The organism is Peptostreptococcus sp. (assembly GCF_036639115.1).
Taxonomy (GTDB): domain Bacteria; phylum Bacillota; class Clostridia; order Peptostreptococcales; family Peptostreptococcaceae; genus Peptostreptococcus.
The window spans coordinates 223,135-244,058 of sequence record NZ_JAVWJH010000002.1 but is presented as its reverse complement, the minus strand read 5'-3'; the positions used below and the strand labels follow the sequence as shown (position 1 = coordinate 244,058).

Genomic DNA, 20,924 nt, shown 5'->3' with positions numbered 1-20,924 from the left:
ATATAAAAAGCAAAACAAAAATGGAGCACATTGTGCTCCATTTTTTATTCATATAGCTTTAAACTATATACAGTTATTTATTTTAATCTAAGGAGGACTTAGAGTAAATCCTAATAAAATCCACTTCCCTTTCCAGTAAGGTCAATCATTATATTCTTTGCTTGTGTATAGTGATCTAATATTACCTTGTGAGTTTCTCTACCTATACCTGATTGCTTTACTCCACCAAATGGTGCGCCTGCAGGTATCTGATTGTATGTATTAACCCAAATTCTACCAGTGTTTACTTTTCTTGCTACATAAAGAGCTGTATCAATATTTTTTGTATAAACACCACCACCTAGACCATATACTGAGTCATTCGCCATCTTTATTACATCATCTGCATCCTTAAACTTAATGACAACTCCAACTGGTCCAAATATTTCTTCTTGTGCTACTACCATATCATTAGTTACATCAACCAACAATGTCGGTTCAACAAAAGCTCCTTCTTTTAATCCTACAGAACAAGCTCTATTCCCACCAACAGCTACTCTTGCTCCCTCTTTCTTACCTATATCAACATAGCTTAAAATCTTTTCCGCTTGTCTTACACTTATCTGTGAGCCCATAACTGTTGATTCATCCATTGGATCTCCAACTTTTACATTTTTAAATCTTTCAATTGCTTTTTCGATAAATTCATCATATATTCCTTCTTGAACAAAGATTCTAGATCCTGCACAGCAAACCTGTCCCTGATTGAACAATATTCCTAGCTGTAAACCATCTAGTGCCTGTTCTAAATCACAGTCATCAAAGAATATATTAGCTGATTTTCCACCAAGTTCCAAAGTTGCTGGAATTATTCTTTCTGCGGCTGCTATACCTATTCCTCTACCAACTTCAGTTGATCCAGTAAATGCTAGCTTGTCTAATCCTTCATGCTTAACTAGGTAATCTCCTGATTTTGATCCCTTTCCTGTAATGACATTTACAACTCCTGCTGGTAGCAAGTGTCCTATTAATTTCATAAGTTCCAAAATTGATAGTGATGTTGAGCTAGAAGGCTTTAAAACAGTTGTGTCACCTGCAGCTATTACTGGTGCAAGCTTCCAAGATGCCATCAAGAATGGGAAATTCCAAGGAACTATTTGCCCAACCACTCCTATTGGTTCTCTTAGTACAAGACTTAACTTATTACCTTCAAGTATATTAGCTGAACCTTCTTCACTTCTAATAACCCCTGCAAAATACTTGAAATGTTCTGCTGCATAAGGTATATCAATATTCTTAGTCTCACGAATTGGCTTTCCGTTATCCATTGTTTCGACCTTTGATAGAAATTCTTGATTTGCAAGTATTACTTCTGCTATCTTATCTAAAATATCAGCTCTTTGTGATACTGTTGTTTGGCTCCAAGTTTTAAAGGCTTCTCTTGCAGCATCTACTGCATCGTCTACATCTTTTTCTGAAGCATCAGCAATCTCTGCCAAAAATTCACCATTTGCTGGATTGTTTGACTTTATTACATCTCCAGTAGAAGATTCTCTCCACTCACCATTGATGTATAGTTTGTATCTATTTTCTGTAAGAATTGTCATATAAATTACCTCCTGATTTTATGTTTCAATAATAATAATTTTTACTTCTATATTTTTATTATCATTTAATTTTTATTATCGATATTTGTTCTTAGTATCAATTATACCCTCAAGAAACAATCAGAAACATCTTTTATTTGTTTATCTAAATATAAACAATTATAATTACAGTTATTTTTTACTCATTTTTTATTTTAATCCTCTATTTCTAATGTTTCCAGAAGTTTATTTTTTTCTGTATATTAATTATTTTTTTAAATTTTCTTGAATATTTTCCATTATATGACTCCTAATTAACCATCTTAATAATATTTAGTGTACCTTATATATTCTATTTCTTTTATATAGGCTATACTAAATATTTTTACATCCTATTATATATTTTTTTTATTCTTCTTTTTTTATTTTTTGAAATCAATTTATTTATTTTTTTATAATTTATAGTTTAAAATTATATTAAGCTTGTCAAAGTATTATCTCTAAATATTGCTATTAGTTTTATAAATAAATCACATAATGTTTGTTATTTTTATTTATTAAAAAAGCCAGTACAAATTTGTACTGACTTTTCTACCTATATGCTATTTATCAATATTGACTTAATTAAGATCTTTTTGCTGGCAATATTTCTATCCAATACCCATCTGGATCTGTAATAAAATATATTCCCATTTTTTCATTAACGAATGCTACTACACCCATATCGCTATGTTTTTTAAAAGTCTCGTCGTAATTATCTGTGTTAAGAGCTAAATGAAATTCGCATTCACCTAGATTATAGGCTTCTGTTCTATCTCTTAACCAGGTAAGTTCCAATTGAAAGTCCGTAACTCCGTCTCCCAAATAAACAAGCTTAAAACTATCATCCTCAGCATTTTTTTCTCTTACTGGCTTTAGGCCTAGCGCCTCATCATAAAATTTTAAGCTTTTTTCTAAATCTAATACATTGAAATTAAAATGTTCAAATCTCATAGATTACCTCCTATTAAATTAACGACTTACATTTTCACTATTGATTTATATTATTATTTACTCTGATACAAAACTTTAGGGTCTATTGACTTTAAATCCTGACATCCTGTAAGTGTCATTGCACCCTTTAGTTCAGATTCTAGTCTATCTATATAAAGTTCAACACCTTCTGTTTCTCCACCAAAAGATGCTGTAACAAATGGTCTACCAATTAGACATGCATCTGCACCAAGTGCCAACATTTTTAAAACATCTACACCTGTTCTAATCCCGCCATCTACAAATACTTTTATACGTCCATCTACTACTTTTGATATTTCACTTAAAACATCTGCTGTTCCTGGTGTATAATCCTGAACTCTTCCTCCATGATTTGATACAACTATCGCATATACTCCTGCTTCTATGGCCTTTTGCGCCTCATCTGGAGTCATAATACCCTTTAATATAAATGGAAGCTCTGTACTTGCTACAAGCTCTTTGATTTCTTCAACGCTTTTAGCCTTTACTGGTGTTCCATGAAGATTTAGGGTTACAAGACCACATGCATCTATATCTACACCTACTGCTATTGCCCCTGCTTTTTCAGCATCTTTTATTTTACCTATTACATTTTCATTTTCCCATGGCTTTATAAAAACAATTCCAGGTGCATTATTTTCCTTCATCACATCTAGATTATCCAATAAAAACTGTGGTACAGCTGTATCTCCAACCATAGCATAAGTGCCTTTGTTTTTACAGCCTAGTACTACTGGTTCTATGTACTCTCTTTCAGTTACCTGTCCACCCATATTTATAGTAGTTCCTGTTATAGGAGCTGCCATTACAGGTACAGACAAATTTTGACCAAATAATTCTATTGAAGTATCTGGGTCTGAAACATTATGTATAGTTCTCATGTTAATTTTGACTCTATCAAGTGCCTTAACATTTTCTATAAAAGAATTACCTGTTCCTTTTCCACCCATTCCTGGAACTTCTCCTCTACAGGCTACTCCATCACAAATTCTACAAACTCTACATGAACCATTAAATTTTTCTCTAGCATTTTTTAATACTTCTTCGTACTTCATTTTAGAACCTCGCTTTATTAATATTCAAAATTTTTAAGGAAACTATGTCTATGTATCGGTGTTATACCTTGATTTCTTATTCCATTATAGTGGTCAGTTGTACCGTAACCCTTATTTGATGAAAAAGAATATCCAGGATAAAGTTCATCATATTCATACATCATCTGATCTCTTGTAACTTTGGCTAGTATACTCGCTGCGGCAATAGAAATAGATTTTGCATCACCTTGAATTATAGATACTTGCTTTACATCGACGCCTGGTATTCTAACGGCGTCATTTAAAAGACAATCCGGCGCATTTTTCAGATTAGATATGGCTCTTCTCATAGCCATATAGGTAGCATTTAGTATATTATACTTATCAATTTCCTTATTATCTGCCATACCTATTCCATAATCTTTTGCATTTTCTATGATTTCTTTATAAAGTTCGTTTCTTTTAGCTTCAGAAAGCTTCTTAGAGTCATTCACTCCAGAAATCTTAGTGTGCTTATCAAATACTACTACTGCTGCTACTACTGGTCCAGCTAAAGGACCTCTACCAGCCTCATCTACACCGCCCACATAAATAAACCCTTCATTGTATGCACTATCTTCATAGCTATTCATTCTTTCCAATCTTTCATCTTCAAGGCGTATTTTTTCTAGTTTTTTAATCAACCTATCACATATTGATTGTACAGACTTTCTTTCGTCACCTCTAAAAATAGAAACAAACTCCAAATATTCATTATCTGATATTTCATCTGATATTTTTTTTATTTCTTTTGTTTTAAGCTTTGAAGTTTCTTCAATATTGTACTCTTTTAACATTGACTTCTCCAATTCATTGTATATTTATATTAAATAGTCGGTAATTTTTACTATTTCATCATTTCTTGTATAAACTCTTTGAACTCTTCTATCGATTCTACACATAACCTCATACTCTATTGTATCACAATCTCTAGCCACATCGCTAACAGTTACTAATTCTTCTCCAAAAATTAACACATCATCATTAATTCTCACATCCATTTTCATTGGAACCCTTACCATACATTGGTCCATACAAATTTTACCAACTATCGGACATTTTTCTCCATGTATGTATACATAAGGATTTCTGCGTCCTCTCAAGAATCCATCTGCGTATCCAACAGCAATACTCACGATTTTTTCAATAACAGTGGTAAAGTATGTTCTTCCATAACTAATTGATGTTCCTGGATTTAAAACTTTCACGTTTGATACTTTTGTTTTAAAACTCATAGCTGGTTTTAATTTTATAGTATGAGAGACCTCATCTGATGGATAAACTCCATACTGTATGATGCCTACTCTGACCATGTTATACTTTTCTTCTGTATCCAAAATTTCAGCACTATTTGAACAATGTATATATTTAGGCTTTATTCCTAATTCTTCTAAAGCATCTATCATTTCAGAAAATCTTTGAATCTGAAGATTCTCAAATTCTTTATTTTCTGCATCAGCTGTTGCAAAATGCGTATAAATACCTTCAATCTCTATATATTCAAGATCATTTATCTTCTGTATTTCCAACTTTATTTCATCTATTCTATCGGCCAAAACAACATATCCAAGTCTAGACATACCAGTGTCAAGCTTAATATGGACCTTGGCACGCTTTTTTAATCTTTTTGCTGTTTCATTAATTTCTTTAGCAAAGTTATATCTAAAAATAGTCATAGATATATCATTTTTTATACTGTCTTCTATGGATACGGGATTTGTATACCCTAAATTCAATATGGGAAGATTAATTTCATTATATCTAAGTTCAATTGCCTCTCTTGTTCTGGCAACAGCAAGAAAGTTTACTCCCAATTGCTGATATAAGCTAGCCAACTCCACAGCTCCATGACCGTATGCATTAGCTTTTATTACCATACATATATTTACATCTTCTGGTAATTTATTTTTTATACCTCTAAGATTATATTCTATGTTGTCCAAATTTATTTCCAGCCAATCCGACCCTCTTAATACATCATCCATATTCTTACCTCCAAACAATAGTTACTCTGCTACTTCATCAGGATTTTCTAATGTTATCTTTCCTATCTTACCTTCTCTAAATTCATTTAGTACAGTTGTTGCTACTCTAGTGTAGTCGATTTCATTTTTACCTAATATGAAGCCTCTTTTTTTGCCAATAGCTTCCATTGTATCAACACCATTGTCATATACCTCATCTAGCTTATATCTAGCTTTTAAGTCCTCAGGAGCCAGTACTATTAGCTTTTCTATTAGTCTTAGTCCAAGTGTTTCAACGTCTAGTATTTCATCCTTGATGGCTCTTGTAAATGCCAAATTAAGTGCAACTTTTTGATCATCGAATTTTGGCCAAAGTATACCTGGGGTATCCAAAAGTTCCATATTTCCTCTTATCTTTACCCACTGCTTACCTTTTGTAACACCTGGTCTGTCACCTGTTTGTGTACTTTTTCTTCCTGAAAGTTTATTTATAAGTGAAGATTTACCAACATTTGGAACCCCCACTATCATTAGTCTTATACCTCTAGCTTTTCTGCCCTTTTCAGCATATTTTTTCATTATTTCACCAGCTAGATCTTTACATTCTGTCACAATTTTATTTACACCTGCTCCAGTCATTGCATTTATAGGTATAGCCTTTATTCCTATATTTGCATAGTATGCAATCCATCCATCAAGATCTTTCTTTTCACATAAATCAGACTTATTTAGTAACACAATTCTTGGTTTGTCACCTACTAATTGATCTATATCTGGATTTTTGCTACTATAAGGAATTCTTGCGTCTAAAAGTTCTATTACTATATCTACCAACTTCAAATTATCCTGAACCAGTTCTCTTGTTTTCTTCATATGCCCTGGATACCAGTTTATATTTAAATTATCATTTCTTAAGTATTCTTCATTGTAGCTCATATTGTAGCTCCTCTCATTACTATATAACTATATTATAAATTATAAAAAAGGATGTCTCAAGAGACATCCTTTCCTTTAGCAATATTACGCCAGATTATCTATTGTTTCTAGCTTCCTTAATCTTAGCAGCCTTACCAACTCTACCTCTTATGTAAGTAATCTTAGCTCTTCTTACCTTACCGTGTCTAGTCACTTCGATTTTTTCAATCTTTGGTGAGTTAACTGGGAAAGTTCTTTCAACGCCAACACCAAAAGAGTTCTTTCTAACTGTGAAAGTTTCTCTTGATCCGCCATTTTGTCTCTTGATTACTAATCCTTCGAAGATCTGAACTCTTTCTCTCTTACCTTCTACGATCTTAACATGGACCTTTACTGTGTCTCCTGCTCCAAAATTAGGAACATCTTTTCTTAACTGTTCTGCTTCAATTGCTCTAATTAATTCGTTCATCTTTTCCTCCTAAATCGTCGACGTACTTAAAACTCAATTTTCGTAACAGAGGTACGCTCGTATTCAATAACTATTAGATTATACCCTTAATTGCTTAAATTGTCAATAATTTTTAAGTAAAAAAAGCTTTTTATCTACAATAATATAATGCAAGCTTTTACTTTATAAAAAAGCTTGCTTATCCCTTTTATTTTTAAAATCTTTAGTGTATAATATAAACTAGTTTCATATAATTGATATTAAAGAATTCGATAGATACCTAGTCAATCGCGTTCTTTTATTATATAATATATGGTAAATTATATCGAAATTTGATATTATTTTACCAACAAAAATTTGAAAGAGGTGTAGAAAATGGAAATTTACGAAGAATTAGTAGCCCGTGGTTTAATAGCACAGGTTACGGACGAAGAAGAAATCAAAGAATTAGTCAATACAGGTAGAGCCACTTTCTATATAGGTTTTGATCCAACTGCAGATTCACTTCACGTAGGTCACTTCATGGCACTTTCTCTTATGAAGAGACTTCAGATGGCTGGCAACACTCCTATCGTCCTTGTAGGCGGAGGAACAGGATATGTTGGTGATCCATCAGGACGTACTGACATGAGAAAAATGATGACTCCTGAAATAATACAGCACAATTGTGATCGTTTCAAAATACAGATGGCAAAATTTATAGAGTTTGGCGAAGGCGCTGGACAGGCAAAGATGGTCAATAATGCAGATTGGCTACTAGAACTTAATTACATTGATTTATTGAGAGAAGTAGGTGCACAATTCTCTGTAAACAATATGCTAAGAGCAGAATGTTATAAGCAGAGACTAGAAAAAGGACTTTCATTCTTAGAATTTAATTATATGGTTATGCAATCATACGACTTTTATCATTTATACCAAGAATATGGATGTAATATGCAGTTAGGTGGAGATGACCAGTGGTCAAACCTACTAGCTGGTACTGATCTTATTCGTAAGAAATTAGGTGAAAACGCTTTCGCTATGACTATCACACTTCTTGCCAATTCTGAAGGTAAGAAAATGGGTAAAACAGCTAGTGGCGCAGTATGGCTAGATCCAGAGAAGACATCTCCTTTTGATTTCTACCAATACTGGAGAAATATAGCTGATGCAGATGTTATGAAATGTATAAGAATGCTTACATTCCTACCTTTAGAAGAAATCGAAAAAATGAGTTCTTGGGAAGGTGCAAAGCTTAATGATGCAAAGGAAATATTAGCATATGAATTAACTAGCTTAGTTCACAGTAAGGAAGATGCTGATAAGGCTCAAACTGCTTCTAAGGCTTTATTTGAAGGCGGAAGTGATGACTCTTCTATGCCAACTACAGAAATATCAATTGATAAATTAACTGATGGTTCTATTAATATAATGGATTTAATGTTAGAATGCGGTCTTGCTCCTTCAAAGAGTGAAGCAAGAAGACTTATAAACCAAGGTGGAGTTTATATTAATGATGAAAATATTGATGATATAAACATGCAGATAACAAAAGAAATGCTTGAAGATAAGCTTATAATACGTAAGGGTAAGAAAACTTATCATAAGGCTATAGTAAAGTAGACCAATAAATAAAAGGTTGGATTTTTAATCCAACCTTTTATTTTTTCTTTTTCTTCTTCTATTTTTTTTTGCTGTTTCAGGAGGATGTTTTTCAACATACTTACTCCATAGATCTGGTCTTCTTTCCTTTGTTATCTTCTGAGACTCTTCTTTACGCCATAGTTCAATTTTCTGATGATTTCCAGATAATATTACCTCAGGAACTTCATAGCCCTCATACTCGCGAGGTCTAGTATATTGAGGGTACTCCAGTAGGTCACCTTCAAAGCTTTCATCTTCGTAGCTTTCTGTTTTATTCAACACTCCGGGAATAAGCCTGGATATAGAATCTATCATTACTAAAGCAGGAAGCTCTCCACCTGTTAAAACATAGTCTCCTATTGATAATTCATCAGTCACTATCATATCTATAACTCTTTGATCTATTCCTTCATAATGCCCACAAAGAAATATTATATCATCTTCTTTTGATAAATCCTTTGCCATATCCTGAGTAAATGTTTTGCCTTTTGGAGAAAGATATATCACCCTAGGATTTTTCAATTTATTTTCTTCTATTATATGCTTGTATGTAGACAATATTGGTTGAGCTGTCATTACCATACCTGCTCCACCACCAAAAGGATAGTCATCTACTTTCTTATGTTTATTTTCCGAAAAATCTCTTATATTATAAACTTTTACGTCTAATATATTATTATCTACAGCTTTTTTCATCATACTTTCTCCAATATATGAATCAAATATATCAGGGAAAAGTGTCATTACGTTAATTTTCATAAATAAATACCGCCTAGTCTAAAAGTCCAGGTATAGGATTTACTATGATATAATTTTCTTTGGCATTAATTTCTGGTACCACTTCATAGGTTGCTGGTATAAGGTACTCTTCACCGTCTTCTGATTTTACTACATAAACATCGTTAGCGCTATATTGCAACACATCTTCCAAAATGCCTATTAATGTACCATCTTCTTTCTTTACTTCCATACCTATCATATCTACTATGAACATTTCGTCTTCCAAAAGCTCGTAGCTATTTTCTCTATCTATATACATAAATTTCTGTACAAATTTTTGCACAGATTCAACACTATCATAATCTCTTACTTTTATTGTTACCATATTGTTTGCTATAACATTTACTTTATCTATATAATACTTAGTTTCTCTATCTTTTCCCATATAAAAGTATTCAAGTTCCAAGAATCTTTCTACCTCATCCGTATGTGAATAGACTTTTAATTCTCCCTTTAAGCCCTTTGTAGTTACAATTTTGCCTATTTTAAAGTATTCTAAAGTATTTTTCATATAAAACCTCTCTTTAACTTAAATATTAAAAAGGATTAGGCAATGCCTAATCCTCTACTATTTCTAAAGTTACATTTACTTTCTTCTTGTTGGAAACTGATTTTAAAACAGTTCTCATGGACTTGGCTATTCTACCCTTTTTCCCAATTACTTTACCCATTTCTGAATCTGCAACCTTCAATTTAAGTAAAATATCCTTGCCATCAACTATTTCTTCAACTACTACTTGATCAGGATTGTCAACAAGAGCCTTAGCTATGCCTTCAATTAATTCCTTCATATTATCATCTCCAAAAAGGATTACTTAGATGTCTTTGCAGCTTCGAACTTTTCAGTTATACCGTTTGATGCGAATAATTTCTTTACTACTTCTGTAGGCTGAGCTCCTGTTACTAACCACTTTATAGCCTTTTCTTCATCAATCTTAACCTGCTTTGGTTCTGTTAATGGGTTATAGTATCCTATTTCTTCTATAAATCTACCATCTCTTGGTGCTCTTTCATCTGCTACTACTACTCTGTAAAAAGGTCTCTTATGAGTACCCATTCTTTTTAATCTTATTTTAACTGACATTAAAATACCTCCAAATTTAATTTAACTTTCTTTATTTATTATAGATAATCCCCCGAGTTTCCACTTATTATCTAAATAAAATACTCAGAAATTATATCATAACTTTTTTGTTTTGTAAATAAAATTACATATTTTATTTGCAATCATTTCCAATATGTACACTAGTATTTAAAAAGGTAGATTTGGCAATTTTGGGAAGCCTCCCTTTTTTAACTTGCCCATCTTTCCTCCAGATTGAAACATTTTCATCATTTTTTTCATTTCATTAAACTGTTTTATCAACCTATTTACATCTTGAACACTTGTACCACTACCTTTTGCTATTCTCTTTTTGCGAGAACCATTCATGATTTGCGGATTTCTTCTTTCCTCTACCGTCATTGATTGAATTATTGCCTTTGTCTTATTTATTTCTTTTCCATTGGCATCTACTTCACCTAGCTGTGATTTCATTGAACCCATACCAGGAACCAAATCCAATAACTTGTCTAAAGGTCCGAGATTTTGAATTTGCTCTAACTGAGTTAGAAAATCTTCAAAATCCATATCGTTTTTACGAAGTTTTTCTTCAAGTGCCTTTGTTTTTTCCATGTCCATGGCATCTTGTGCCTTTTCTATAAGACTTAAAACATCTCCCATACCAAGTATTCTAGAGGCCATTCTGTCTGGATGAAAAGGTTCGAGATTATCGAGCTTTTCTCCTATACCAATAAATTTAATCGGTTTTTGAGTGACTGCCCTAATTGATAATGCAGCACCACCTCGAGTATCACCATCTAGTTTAGTAAGAACTATACCATCAATTCCAAGTATCTCATTAAAACTTTCAGATACATTGACTGCATCTTGCCCAGTCATAGAGTCCACTACTAGAAGAATCTCTTGAGGATTCACTTCAGATTTTATGTCTTTCAATTCCTGCATCAAAACCTCATCTACATGAAGTCTACCTGCAGTATCTATAATAACTACATCATTTGAGTTTTTCTTTGCATGTTCAACTGCTGCTTTTGCAATGTTTACTGGAGATTCCTTATCTCCCATAGCAAATACTGGAATATCCAACTTTTCGCCAACTACTTCTAACTGTTTAATTGCGGCTGGTCGATATACGTCACAAGCTACTAATAGAGGTGATTTACCTTCTTTTTTTAAATAGCCTCCCAATTTTCCAGATGTTGTAGTCTTACCAGCACCCTGAAGTCCAACCATCATTATAATTGTCGGAGGGTTCGATGCTATTGTAATTTTACTCTGAACATCTCCCATCAAAGAAGTTAACTCTTCATTTACAACTTTAATAACCATCTGTCCTGGTGTAAGACTTTTCATAACGTCCTCACCTACACATCTTGATTCAACTTTCTTTATAAAATCTTTTACGACTTTGTAATTTACATCTGCTTCAAGAAGAGCCATTTTTACTTCTCGCATTGCGCTCTTTACATCTGCTTCTGTCAATTTGCCCTTAGACTTTAGCTTACCAAAGGCGTTTTGTAATTTATCTGATAGTCCTTCAAATATCATTATAACAACTCCCTAATCTCTTCTACTATTACTTTAAGCTGAGTTGAATTTTCAGCGTCATACTTGTCAAAATCCTTGGAAAAAATATCAATTTTTTCGTCTAAGCTATTCAACAAATCTTCTAGCTTATGAAGTTTTTCTACCATTCCAAGCTTATCTTCATAGTCTTTCAACGACTTTTCAGACCTTTTAAGACTATCATAGACACTCTGTCTTGAAATATCTAACATTTGACTAATTTCTCCAAGAGAATAATCTTCTTCATAATACATAGCGATTATTTCTCTCTGCTTCTTAGTCAATAAGGAAGCATACTGTGAATTTAATATTTCTATTTCTACCATCTTATCAATATTCATAGCCACTCCTCTCTGTAAAGGCATTTCACTTTACACAAGTATTATAATATAACATCACAAGAAAAAAGTCAATACTTTTTTTGATATCTGTAAGGTTTTTTTACCTTACAGATCTACTGACCAAATAAAGCTTCTGTAAATGCCTTAGCATCAAAGTCTTGAAGGTCCTCTACACTCTCTCCAACACCTATTAATTTTACAGGAACATCTACTTCAGATTTAACAGCTAGCACTACTCCACCCTTTGCTGTTCCGTCTAATTTAGTCAGTGCAATCCCAGTAATATTTGCTACTTCTTTAAATGTTTTTGCTTGAGAAACTGCATTTTGACCAGTAGTAGCATCGACAACTAAAAGTATTTCTTTTTTAGCTTGTGGAAATTCTCTTTCTATTATTTTAAATATTTTTCCTAGTTCATTCATAAGATTTGCCTTATTATGTAACCTTCCTGCAGTATCACATATAAGTAAATCTACCCCTCTTGCCTGTGAAGCCTTTATAGCATCAAATACCACTGCGCCAGGATCCGCACCTTCACCATGCTTAATAATATCTACACCTACTCTATTTGCCCAAATCTCTAATTGCTCTGAAGCTGCTGCTCTAAATGTATCTGCAGCTGCCAACATTACCTTTTTACCATCATCTTTATATCTTTGAGCTAACTTACCTATAGTCGTAGTTTTTCCTACACCATTTACACCCACCATTACAATAACTGCTGGTGCAGGTTCTATATCAAGCTTAGAATTACCTTCACTAAGAATATTTTCTACTATTTCCTTTAAAAGACCTCTTACCTGCATTGGATCCTTTACTCCTCTTTCCTTGATCATATCTCTTAACTGATCAATTATAAGCATTGTAGTATTTACACCAACATCTGCAGTTATCAATATTTCTTCTAATTCTTCTAATAAATCTTCATCTATTTTTGTATAAGAGTTTAATATACTATCAATTCTTCCAGTAATATTATCTTTTGTCTTTGAAAGACCTTCCAGTAATCTAGAAAATATTCCCTTTGGTTTTTCATTTCCTTGGTTTTCCAAAGCCTCTTTTGAAACACCATTTACTTCTATATTCACTTCTTTAGATTCAGCATGCTCAGATTCAACTTTTTTAGATTCAACTTCCTCAATATTCTCATCTAAGGATTCAACTTCACCCTCTTGAGCTTTCTTAACAGTTGCTTCTTCTTCATCAAAAATCTTTTCACTACTGATCTCTAACTCTTTTTCATCGAGTTTTTTTCCAGCATTAATATCTTCATTTGATACCGCTTTTTCAGAATCTAAAGACACTTCTTCCAACTTATCCATTTCTTCTGGATCTAATTCATCTTTTTTATCTTTTTTCCAAAATTTAAACATATAGCCCTCCTATTTATCAATAATTTCAGCAGCTTCTTTTAGTTTTAGGCTAATCACGGATGAAACTCCCTTTTCTTGCATAGTTATACCATATATATAATCAGCTACCTCCATAGTTCCTCTCCTGTGAGTAACTGCTATAAACTGTGTAGATGAGCTAAGTTCCTTTAGATACTCTCCAAATCTATATACATTGACATCATCTAATGGAGCCTCAATTTCATCTAAAATACAAAATGGAGTTGGCTTTGATATTAATATTGCAAATAATATACATATTGCAGTTAAAGCTTTTTCTCCACCTGATAAAAGTGAAAGATTCTTCATCTTCTTGCCTGGAGGTTGAGCTGTTATATCAATATCACAACTTAAAACATTTTCTTTATCAGAAAGTTTTAAATCTGCCTTGCCCCCGCCAAATAATTTTTGATAGACATTTTTAAAGTTTTCATTAATAATCTCGAATTTCTCTAGGAATTCTTTTTCCATATTTTCTACTAAATCATCAATTAGTTCATTCAAAGAAATTATAGCCTCTTCTAGATCATTTTTTTGATCCCTATAATAGTCGTGGCGAAGTTTCACCTCTTCGTATTCTTTTATAGAATCTATATTTACATTTCCTAGTTCTTTAATAGCTTTTCTTAGCTTCTCAATTCGCTTATGATCAATTTTAATAGATGGATCCCTAAACTCTAGGGCCTGTACTAGAGTCATTTCATACTTATCAAATAAATTTGAAAGAAGATTATCTCTACTACTTTTATTTCTCTCCATCTTAGAATCAAGTTTAAACTTTTCTTCTTTGCTTTCTATACTATCTCTTTCTTTATTTCTAAGAACAGATTTTTTATCTTCAAATTTTTCTTTTAAAATTTGTCTGTCTTCTTTTTTACTTTCTATCATTTTAGAGATTTCTTCATACTTGCTTTTTTCTTTTTCATATTCTGACTTATATTTTTCAGCCAGTGTTTTTAGAGCTTCTATTTCAGACTTGCTAATTTCTATATTTTCTTTGATTTCAAGTTCCCTTTTTTGAGATATTTCTATATCAGATTTTATTCTTTCTAACTCTAATATATTATTTTCAAAAAGCTGTTTTAATCTGGCTAACTCAATATTTTTATCATTAAAGATTTTTACTATTTCCTCAAACTCCAAACTTTGTTGTTTTTGATTTATAGCAAGACTTTCTATATTTGAGTTGTTAGTATTATTTTCTTCTGAAAGGGTATCCAATTTATCTTGGTAAGAGTTGCATATCTCTTTATTTTTAGACAACTCTTTATTAGCAGTAGACAGCTTATCCTTGCTAATTTCTATAGTCTTAACTCTTTTTTCCAAAGAAGTTTCTATCATTTTTATTTGAGTCTCTAAAGAAATCTTTTCTCCCTCAATCCTGTTCTTAGATTCCAGAAGCAAGTTTCTTTTATTTTTTAACTCTTCTTTCATTTTTATTTTTTCATCAATAGATAATTTTGTTTCCTTTAAATTATTACTTGATTTCTTTATATTTTCTTCAAGTTCATTAATTATTCTTTTTCTAGACAGTATATTTCCACTACTTCTAAGACTTCCTCCAGTCATTGAACCTCCTGGATTTAATATATCACCATCTAAAGTAACTACTCTATATCTATGATTCGTATCTTTTGCGAATATTATAGCGTTATCTATACTATCAATAACTACAACCCTGCCCAATAAGCTATCCACTATTCCTCTATATTGTTCATCAAATCTAATCAAATCTGATGCTACACCTATTGGTCTAACACTTGATTTCATTGAAGATATATCAAATTTTGTGCCTTTCATAATACTCATAGGCAAAAATGTAACTCTTCCTAAATTATTTTTTTTCAAATAATCTATAGACTGCTTTGCTATGGATTCATCTTTGACTACTACATTTTGAATAGCTGCACCTAAAGATGCTTCAATTGCCTTTTCATATTTTTCATCTAGCTTAATCAATTCTCCAAATGCACCATGTATTCCTGATATTTCCTTACTTTTAAGTATTTCACGAACACCCTTATTAAATCCCTCATGGTGATTTTCCATATCTATATATGTGGCTTGTTTAGCCTTCAAAGAGCCTATTTCTATATTTATTTTTTGGTACTCTTTATTGCATATATCGATTTCTTCACTAATTCTAAGAATTTTTTCTTTATACAATAGCAATTCTTCCATACAGTTTGACAGATCTTCTTTTAGTTTTGACTCTCTAGTTAGCTTTTCTTTCATGTCACACTCTATGGTATTTGATTCTTCCTCATAGTTTTCTATATTTGACTGTAAATCTAGTATTTTAGAGTTGATATTCTCTATATTAGCAGATACTTTAGCTAAATTATTTGAAATTTCTTCTCTTTTTCTTAAAAATGTTATAGATAAAGTTTTATTTTCTTCAAGTTCAGAATTTAGTTTGTTTAGTTTAAGTTCTGATGCTCGTTTTTTTTCATAAATACTATCTAATTCTTTTTCAAAGTCCTCAATAATATATGAATTTTCATTAGCCTTGTTGTTTGCTTTTTCTAATTCTTTTTTAGCGAGCAAGATTTTTTTATTTATAATATCAACTTCATCAATATTTCTATCTATATTATTTGTATAATTTTTTATTTTTTCAAGTGTAATTTCCGAGTCTGATTTATTCATATTTACAGAATCATTAATATCAAAAGCTTGCTTATTTAATTCTTCAATATGAATCTCTATTGCCCGAATATCCTTTTCAAACTCACTTATTTCTATTTCTAGTTTTTCTTTTTCTCTATCTTGATTTTCCAACACTTTATCTATTTCATTTACTTCAAATGTCAAATCATTTATTGTGTTTTCATAGTCACTGTGTTGAGCTATAATATCATTTAATTCTTGTTTTTTAAGTTCTTCACTAAGAGTTAAATATTTTTTAGCTTTTTCTTCCTGTTTTTGTAACGGTTCTAGTTGGTTTTCTATCTCTGTAAAAATATCAACTATCCTTGCAAGATTTTCACTACTTTTAGTTAGATTTTTTTCTGCTTCATTTTTTCTATATCTATACTTAGCAATACCACATGCTTCATCGAATATCTTTCTTCTATTTGCAGGGTTATTGCTCAAAATTTCATCAACTTTTCCTTGTTCTATTATTGAATAGCCGTCTTTTCCTATGCCCGTATCCATCAATGTCTCTTTAACATCTTTTAGTCTACAACTTTTCCCATCAATATAGTATTCTGATTCTCCAGTTCTGTATGCCCTTCTTTTTACAACTAACTCATCTGAATCAATATCGATTTCTCCTAATTGATTGTCTAAAGTAAGAGCCACTTCACAGTAATTTAATTGCTTTTTAGAATCTGTTCCAGAAAATATTACATCCTCCATTTTTTCGCCACGAAGACTCTTCACGCTTTGCTCTCCAAGCACCCATCTGATAGCGTCCGAAATATTACTCTTTCCACTACCATTAGGACCTACTATAGCAGTAATACCTTCTTCAAAGAATATGTCTGTTTTTACTGGAAAAGATTTAAAGCCTTTTAATGATAGCTTTTTTAAATACATTCTATCTCCTTTCGATTAACACAGGCTATATATTTTTTCTAGCTTTGAAATCATATCTCTGAAGGAAATTTCATCAATTATTTTTCCATCTACTTCTATTGACATCTTATCTTTCAAGCTGTTATCAGTTTTTGTTTTAAATTTTGCCTTGTAATTATCATTAATAAATATTCTATTAGATCTTTTATTTCCTACAATTGTAGAAATATGTGAGTTTGAAGAATATATTGTTAGTTCTTCAAAGCTTTTTGGAATTGTCGCCTCCAAATAGTCCCTTATCATCCTTGAGTCTACAAGCTCTCTAAAAGCAGGGTGATACGGACCTGCAAGCACATCTATTCCTAGTTGAATATCATCTGTAGCCTGTAGTCCTACTCTTATAATTTTTATATCATTTACAGTATATAGTACTATAAGTTTCTTTACTATATCTATACATTCATCTAGCTTAAATGCCTTATAGTATCCCTCATTATATGCCGTTTCAAGACCCGTTTCTTTGATTACTAATGTTGGATATATTCTAACGAAACTTGGTTTTATTTTTATAAATTCTCTGGCTGTAAAAATACATTTTTCTTCAGAGTCAGTTGGAAGACCAACCATCATCTGAAGCCCTAATGTAAATCCAAATTCTTTTATAAGTCTTGAACTCTCTACTACAACATCTGACTTATGTCCTCTCAAACTTTCCAAAAGAACATCTTCATCCATAGATTGCACTCCAAGTTCTATTATAGTAGCTCCATATTTTTTTATAAGAGTGAGTTCTTCTTCGTCTATACAATCAGGTCTAGTTGACATTCTTATATCCTTGACTATTTTTTTATCTTTATATTCTTTAGCTACTGAAAGAAGCTCTATTTGCTTGTCCTTATCAATTGCTGTAAAACTTCCTCCGAAAAATGCAATCTCTATCTCTGCATCCATATCTATAGTCTTTAGACTTTCTTCTATAATCTCTCTTGCCTTTTCACCAGTCATATCCGTAGAAACACCTGTGATTTTTTGCTGATTACAAAATATACAATCATGAGGACATCCTTGATGTGGCACAAAGATAGGTATTATCTTTTTCTTTATCATTATATACTTTCTCCCATATTTATTAGTGCATTTTTTGCTGCTTCTTTTTCTGCTTCTTTTTTATTTCTTCCTCTACCCTGACCTAAAATTGTATGACCACTTTTTACAATCATTTCAAACTCTTTATTGTGATCAGGCCCATTTTCCTCTACAAGTCTATATGAAAGTTTACCATTTTTCTTTTGTATAATTTCTTGTAAAATTGTCTTATAGTCTCTGAAGATATTTCCATCTACTGTATTAGATATTACATCCCTTAGGTTAAACAATATAAAGTTTTTAGCACATTCAATACCACCATCTAGATATATTGCTGCTATTATAGCTTCTGTTGCATCTGCAAGTATGGAATCTCTGTCTCTTCCACCGCAAATTTTTTCACCTTTTCCTAAGAAAAGGAAATTACCAACATCTAATTTTTTAGCCACTCTGCTAAGAGATTCTTCACAAACTACATTGGCTCTCAATTTAGTCAACTTACCTTCTGGCAAGTCTTTTCTTTCATTAAATAAATAATCGCTTACTACTAATCCAAGCACTGAATCTCCCAAAAACTCTAATCTTTCATTGTACTTAAACTGCTTATGCTCGTTTGCAAAAGAAGAATGTGTAAGTGCTATTTGTATATACTCTCTATTTTTAAAATTATATCCTATTTTTTTCTCAAATTCATCGATATTTCGATTAATTGCATCCTCAAATGATGCCATGGCCACCACTCCTTAATTTAAATTAATTGTTCTTAATAGTAAGCAGGAAGAAAAGATTTTCTTTTCTCCCACTATATTTGTTATATTTATATGATTATATATCTACGTTCTAAAAAATAAAAATACCTGTAGCATGAACAGGTATTTTTATTTTTCAACTAGTTTACTCTAGATAGATATTCACTTGTTCTTGTATCTATCTTAACCTTGTCACCAACGTTAATAAATAATGGTACCTGCACTACTGCACCTGTTTCAACTGTAGCAGCCTTTGTAACATTACTTGCTGTATCACCCTTGATTCCTGGTTCAGTTTCTACCACTTCTAGTTCAACAAAGTTTGGACCTTCTACCTGGAATGGCATTCCCTGATGAAATCTTATTGTTGCAACTTCATTTTCCTTAAGGAACTTTATTGCATCTTCTACCTGCTCATAGTTTAGAGGTATTTGATCAAAAGTTTCTTGGTCCATAAAGTAGTATAATTCACCATCATTGTATAAATACTGCATCTGCTTAGTTTCTATATTAGCCTTTGGGAATTTATCACTTGGGTTAAAAGCTTCTTCTCTTGTAGCTCCTGTAATTAAATTCTTGTACTTTGTTCTTACAAACGCAGCACCTTTTCCAGGCTTAACATGCTGGAAGTCAACTACTAGACAAGGCTGACCATCTTTTTCAAAAGTAACGCCTTTTCTAAAATCACTTGCTGTTATCATTTCAATTCCTCCAATTTATTATTATATATTATATTAATAGTTATCCAACTAATTATATCACGTAAACCATTGATTTGTCTATATATTGCTTAAGATTGCTTAATAATACTTAAAAATCAATTACTATTTTTTAGTTTAATATGTTTTTACTAATTATTATTATTGTTATTTTCATTTTTTTTATAATTCATATTAATAATACGAATAAAAACATAATTTTAATAGTTATAATTAATTATTTTAATTAATTATATTTTCCCTTTTTTGCTAAATACAATAATACTAGCTATTATCACAATCCCACCGATAATTGTACCCATGCCAGGTACTTCATCTAATACTATTGATCCCATTAATGTTGCTACAAATGGAGTCAAAAAACTATAGTTTGTAACATCGCTAGTTTTTTCTGTCATGCTTAGTGCAAGACTCCAAAGATAATATGCAAGAGCGCTGCTTAATACTCCCAACATTAGTAACACTGCAATATATTTAGGGCTTGCACTCATTATTTCTCTCGCACCTTGAACTGAAAATGGAGATAAAACAATTATAGCTGAAATCATACTATAGGTTACTATTTCTATGGCTTTATATCCCATAGTTGATAGCTTTCTATTCAAGATATTATAGGCACAAAATACTACTGCTGCACCTAAAGTCCATAACATGCCTGTATTAATAGATAAGGCACCGTCCCAAAGCATCATTATCACAACTCCAGAAAATGCTGTAAATAGCATTAGCCATCCTAGTTTATTTATTCTTTCTCCATATAAATAATGTGCAGCTACGGCTGTCATTACTGGTGTAAGTGCAATTACTATACTTGAAGATGCGGAACTTAATGTCTGAATTCCTCTATTAAATGCAAACAGATAAATACCAAATCCACAAGCCCCAGCTAGAAATAACCATCCTAAGTCCTTAACTTTTGGAAGTCTATTTCCAGCAAACTTTCCTATAATCAATAATGTTACTGAAGCTATACAAACTCTCAAAAATCCCAGCGCATATGGAGAAAAATGTTGCATAGCGACCTTTGAAAAAGGAAATGCCAAGGACCAGAAAAACACCGTCCCTATGCTTAATAAATTAATTTTTACTTTTTTACTCATAA

Annotated in this window: 20 protein-coding genes; 1 reads left to right on the top strand and 19 read right to left on the bottom strand. The window is 31.8% G+C overall.

Annotated elements, in window-relative coordinates:
* Nucleotides 1-110 precede the first annotated feature (110 nt).
* From RR561_RS03375 to rplS, 7 genes are all read right to left on the bottom strand, one after another.
* Nucleotides 111-1,586, bottom strand: coding sequence for an aldehyde dehydrogenase family protein (locus RR561_RS03375; protein WP_332506021.1), 1,476 nt, complete (start codon nucleotides 1,584-1,586; stop codon nucleotides 111-113).
* Nucleotides 1,587-2,189: 603 nt separating this feature from the next.
* Nucleotides 2,190-2,558 carry a VOC family protein gene (locus RR561_RS03370; RefSeq protein ID WP_332506020.1) on the bottom strand — a complete coding sequence of 123 codons (369 nt, stop codon included), beginning with the start codon at nucleotides 2,556-2,558 and terminating at the stop codon, nucleotides 2,190-2,192.
* 53 nt (nucleotides 2,559-2,611) lie between these two features.
* Nucleotides 2,612-3,634 carry an alpha-hydroxy-acid oxidizing protein gene (locus tag RR561_RS03365; RefSeq protein ID WP_332506019.1) on the bottom strand — a complete coding sequence of 341 codons (1,023 nt, stop codon included), beginning with the start codon at nucleotides 3,632-3,634 and terminating at the stop codon, nucleotides 2,612-2,614.
* Nucleotides 3,635-3,651: 17 nt separating this feature from the next.
* The gene (locus RR561_RS03360; RefSeq protein WP_332506018.1) at nucleotides 3,652-4,449 is read right to left on the bottom strand and encodes a ribonuclease HII; all 798 of its coding nucleotides are present in this window, start codon (nucleotides 4,447-4,449) and stop codon (nucleotides 3,652-3,654) included.
* 24 nt (nucleotides 4,450-4,473) lie between these two features.
* A complete protein-coding gene (gene alr, locus RR561_RS03355; RefSeq protein WP_332506017.1) occupies nucleotides 4,474-5,637 on the bottom strand; it encodes an alanine racemase in 1,164 nt (387 codons plus the stop codon).
* 21 nt (nucleotides 5,638-5,658) lie between these two features.
* Nucleotides 5,659-6,552 carry a ribosome biogenesis GTPase YlqF gene (gene ylqF, locus RR561_RS03350; RefSeq protein ID WP_332506016.1) on the bottom strand — a complete coding sequence of 298 codons (894 nt, stop codon included), beginning with the start codon at nucleotides 6,550-6,552 and terminating at the stop codon, nucleotides 5,659-5,661.
* Nucleotides 6,553-6,646: 94 nt separating this feature from the next.
* Nucleotides 6,647-7,000 (bottom strand): 50S ribosomal protein L19, encoded by a 354-nt coding sequence (gene rplS, locus RR561_RS03345; protein ID WP_332506015.1) that lies wholly within the window; start codon nucleotides 6,998-7,000, stop codon nucleotides 6,647-6,649.
* A gap of 354 nt (nucleotides 7,001-7,354) precedes the next feature.
* On the opposite strand from rplS, the gene tyrS reads away from it, so the two are divergent.
* A complete protein-coding gene (tyrS, locus tag RR561_RS03340) occupies nucleotides 7,355-8,584 on the top strand; it encodes a tyrosine--tRNA ligase (RefSeq protein ID WP_332506014.1) in 1,230 nt (409 codons plus the stop codon).
* 24 nt (nucleotides 8,585-8,608) lie between these two features.
* On the opposite strand, the gene trmD is transcribed toward tyrS, so the two are convergent.
* The 12 genes from trmD to RR561_RS03280 all read right to left on the bottom strand — a co-directional run bounded on the left by trmD (nucleotide 8,609) and on the right by RR561_RS03280 (nucleotide 20,922).
* On the bottom strand, nucleotides 8,609-9,364 hold the full coding sequence (trmD, locus tag RR561_RS03335; protein ID WP_332506013.1) for a tRNA (guanosine(37)-N1)-methyltransferase TrmD: 756 nt from the start codon (nucleotides 9,362-9,364) through the stop codon (nucleotides 8,609-8,611).
* 13 nt (nucleotides 9,365-9,377) lie between these two features.
* The gene (rimM, locus tag RR561_RS03330; protein ID WP_332506012.1) at nucleotides 9,378-9,896 is read right to left on the bottom strand and encodes a ribosome maturation factor RimM; all 519 of its coding nucleotides are present in this window, start codon (nucleotides 9,894-9,896) and stop codon (nucleotides 9,378-9,380) included.
* Between the two features lie 46 nt (nucleotides 9,897-9,942).
* A complete protein-coding gene (locus tag RR561_RS03325) occupies nucleotides 9,943-10,176 on the bottom strand; it encodes a KH domain-containing protein (RefSeq protein WP_332506011.1) in 234 nt (77 codons plus the stop codon).
* A 20-nt stretch (nucleotides 10,177-10,196) separates the two neighbouring features.
* Nucleotides 10,197-10,469 carry a 30S ribosomal protein S16 gene (rpsP, locus tag RR561_RS03320; RefSeq protein WP_332506010.1) on the bottom strand — a complete coding sequence of 91 codons (273 nt, stop codon included), beginning with the start codon at nucleotides 10,467-10,469 and terminating at the stop codon, nucleotides 10,197-10,199.
* A gap of 168 nt (nucleotides 10,470-10,637) precedes the next feature.
* Nucleotides 10,638-11,996, bottom strand: a complete 1,359-nt coding sequence (gene ffh / locus RR561_RS03315; protein WP_332506009.1) for a signal recognition particle protein — start codon at nucleotides 11,994-11,996, stop codon at nucleotides 10,638-10,640.
* On the bottom strand, nucleotides 11,996-12,355 hold the full coding sequence (ylxM, locus tag RR561_RS03310) for a YlxM family DNA-binding protein (RefSeq protein ID WP_332506008.1): 360 nt from the start codon (nucleotides 12,353-12,355) through the stop codon (nucleotides 11,996-11,998). The genes ffh and ylxM overlap by 1 nt, the downstream gene beginning before the upstream one ends.
* Nucleotides 12,356-12,468: 113 nt before the next feature.
* Nucleotides 12,469-13,728 carry a signal recognition particle-docking protein FtsY gene (gene ftsY / locus RR561_RS03305; RefSeq protein ID WP_332506007.1) on the bottom strand — a complete coding sequence of 420 codons (1,260 nt, stop codon included), beginning with the start codon at nucleotides 13,726-13,728 and terminating at the stop codon, nucleotides 12,469-12,471.
* 9 nt (nucleotides 13,729-13,737) lie between these two features.
* Nucleotides 13,738-17,289: a chromosome segregation protein SMC gene (gene smc / locus RR561_RS03300; RefSeq protein WP_332506006.1), complete on the bottom strand. Its 3,552-nt coding sequence runs from the start codon at nucleotides 17,287-17,289 to the stop codon at nucleotides 13,738-13,740.
* 15 nt (nucleotides 17,290-17,304) lie between these two features.
* Complete coding sequence (locus RR561_RS03295) at nucleotides 17,305-18,372, bottom strand: elongator complex protein 3 (protein WP_334309586.1); 1,068 nt, start codon at nucleotides 18,370-18,372, stop codon at nucleotides 17,305-17,307.
* 2 nt (nucleotides 18,373-18,374) lie between these two features.
* Entirely contained in the window at nucleotides 18,375-19,085 is a 711-nt protein-coding gene (gene rnc / locus RR561_RS03290) for a ribonuclease III (RefSeq protein ID WP_332506004.1), read from the bottom strand.
* A gap of 158 nt (nucleotides 19,086-19,243) precedes the next feature.
* Nucleotides 19,244-19,804: an elongation factor P gene (gene efp / locus RR561_RS03285; RefSeq protein WP_106776458.1), complete on the bottom strand. Its 561-nt coding sequence runs from the start codon at nucleotides 19,802-19,804 to the stop codon at nucleotides 19,244-19,246.
* 248 nt (nucleotides 19,805-20,052) lie between these two features.
* On the bottom strand, nucleotides 20,053-20,922 hold the full coding sequence (locus tag RR561_RS03280) for a DMT family transporter (protein ID WP_332506003.1): 870 nt from the start codon (nucleotides 20,920-20,922) through the stop codon (nucleotides 20,053-20,055).
* Between the last annotated feature and the right edge of the window lie 2 nt (nucleotides 20,923-20,924).

What these genes read in the sequence shown, in the direction of transcription:
- rplS (WP_332506015.1), bottom strand. Translation starts at nt 7,000, where the DNA reads ATGAACGAATTAATTAGAGCAATTGAAGCAGAACAGTTAAGAAAAGAT.
- tyrS (WP_332506014.1), top strand. Translation starts at nt 7,355, where the DNA reads ATGGAAATTTACGAAGAATTAGTAGCCCGTGGTTTAATAGCACAGGTT.
- rnc (WP_332506004.1), bottom strand. Translation starts at nt 19,085, where the DNA reads ATGGCATCATTTGAGGATGCAATTAATCGAAATATCGATGAATTTGAG.
- RR561_RS03365 (WP_332506019.1), bottom strand. Translation starts at nt 3,634, where the DNA reads ATGAAGTACGAAGAAGTATTAAAAAATGCTAGAGAAAAATTTAATGGT.
- RR561_RS03280 (WP_332506003.1), bottom strand. Translation starts at nt 20,922, where the DNA reads ATGAGTAAAAAAGTAAAAATTAATTTATTAAGCATAGGGACGGTGTTT.
- RR561_RS03375 (WP_332506021.1), bottom strand. Translation starts at nt 1,586, where the DNA reads ATGACAATTCTTACAGAAAATAGATACAAACTATACATCAATGGTGAG.
- RR561_RS03360 (WP_332506018.1), bottom strand. Translation starts at nt 4,449, where the DNA reads ATGTTAAAAGAGTACAATATTGAAGAAACTTCAAAGCTTAAAACAAAA.
- ylxM (WP_332506008.1), bottom strand. Translation starts at nt 12,355, where the DNA reads ATGAATATTGATAAGATGGTAGAAATAGAAATATTAAATTCACAGTAT.
- efp (WP_106776458.1), bottom strand. Translation starts at nt 19,804, where the DNA reads ATGATAACAGCAAGTGATTTTAGAAAAGGCGTTACTTTTGAAAAAGAT.
- ftsY (WP_332506007.1), bottom strand. Translation starts at nt 13,728, where the DNA reads ATGTTTAAATTTTGGAAAAAAGATAAAAAAGATGAATTAGATCCAGAA.
- trmD (WP_332506013.1), bottom strand. Translation starts at nt 9,364, where the DNA reads ATGAAAATTAACGTAATGACACTTTTCCCTGATATATTTGATTCATAT.
- RR561_RS03370 (WP_332506020.1), bottom strand. Translation starts at nt 2,558, where the DNA reads ATGAGATTTGAACATTTTAATTTCAATGTATTAGATTTAGAAAAAAGC.
- RR561_RS03325 (WP_332506011.1), bottom strand. Translation starts at nt 10,176, where the DNA reads ATGAAGGAATTAATTGAAGGCATAGCTAAGGCTCTTGTTGACAATCCT.
- smc (WP_332506006.1), bottom strand. Translation starts at nt 17,289, where the DNA reads ATGTATTTAAAAAAGCTATCATTAAAAGGCTTTAAATCTTTTCCAGTA.
- alr (WP_332506017.1), bottom strand. Translation starts at nt 5,637, where the DNA reads ATGGATGATGTATTAAGAGGGTCGGATTGGCTGGAAATAAATTTGGAC.
- rimM (WP_332506012.1), bottom strand. Translation starts at nt 9,896, where the DNA reads ATGAAAAATACTTTAGAATACTTTAAAATAGGCAAAATTGTAACTACA.
- ffh (WP_332506009.1), bottom strand. Translation starts at nt 11,996, where the DNA reads ATGATATTTGAAGGACTATCAGATAAATTACAAAACGCCTTTGGTAAG.
- ylqF (WP_332506016.1), bottom strand. Translation starts at nt 6,552, where the DNA reads ATGAGCTACAATGAAGAATACTTAAGAAATGATAATTTAAATATAAAC.
- rpsP (WP_332506010.1), bottom strand. Translation starts at nt 10,469, where the DNA reads ATGTCAGTTAAAATAAGATTAAAAAGAATGGGTACTCATAAGAGACCT.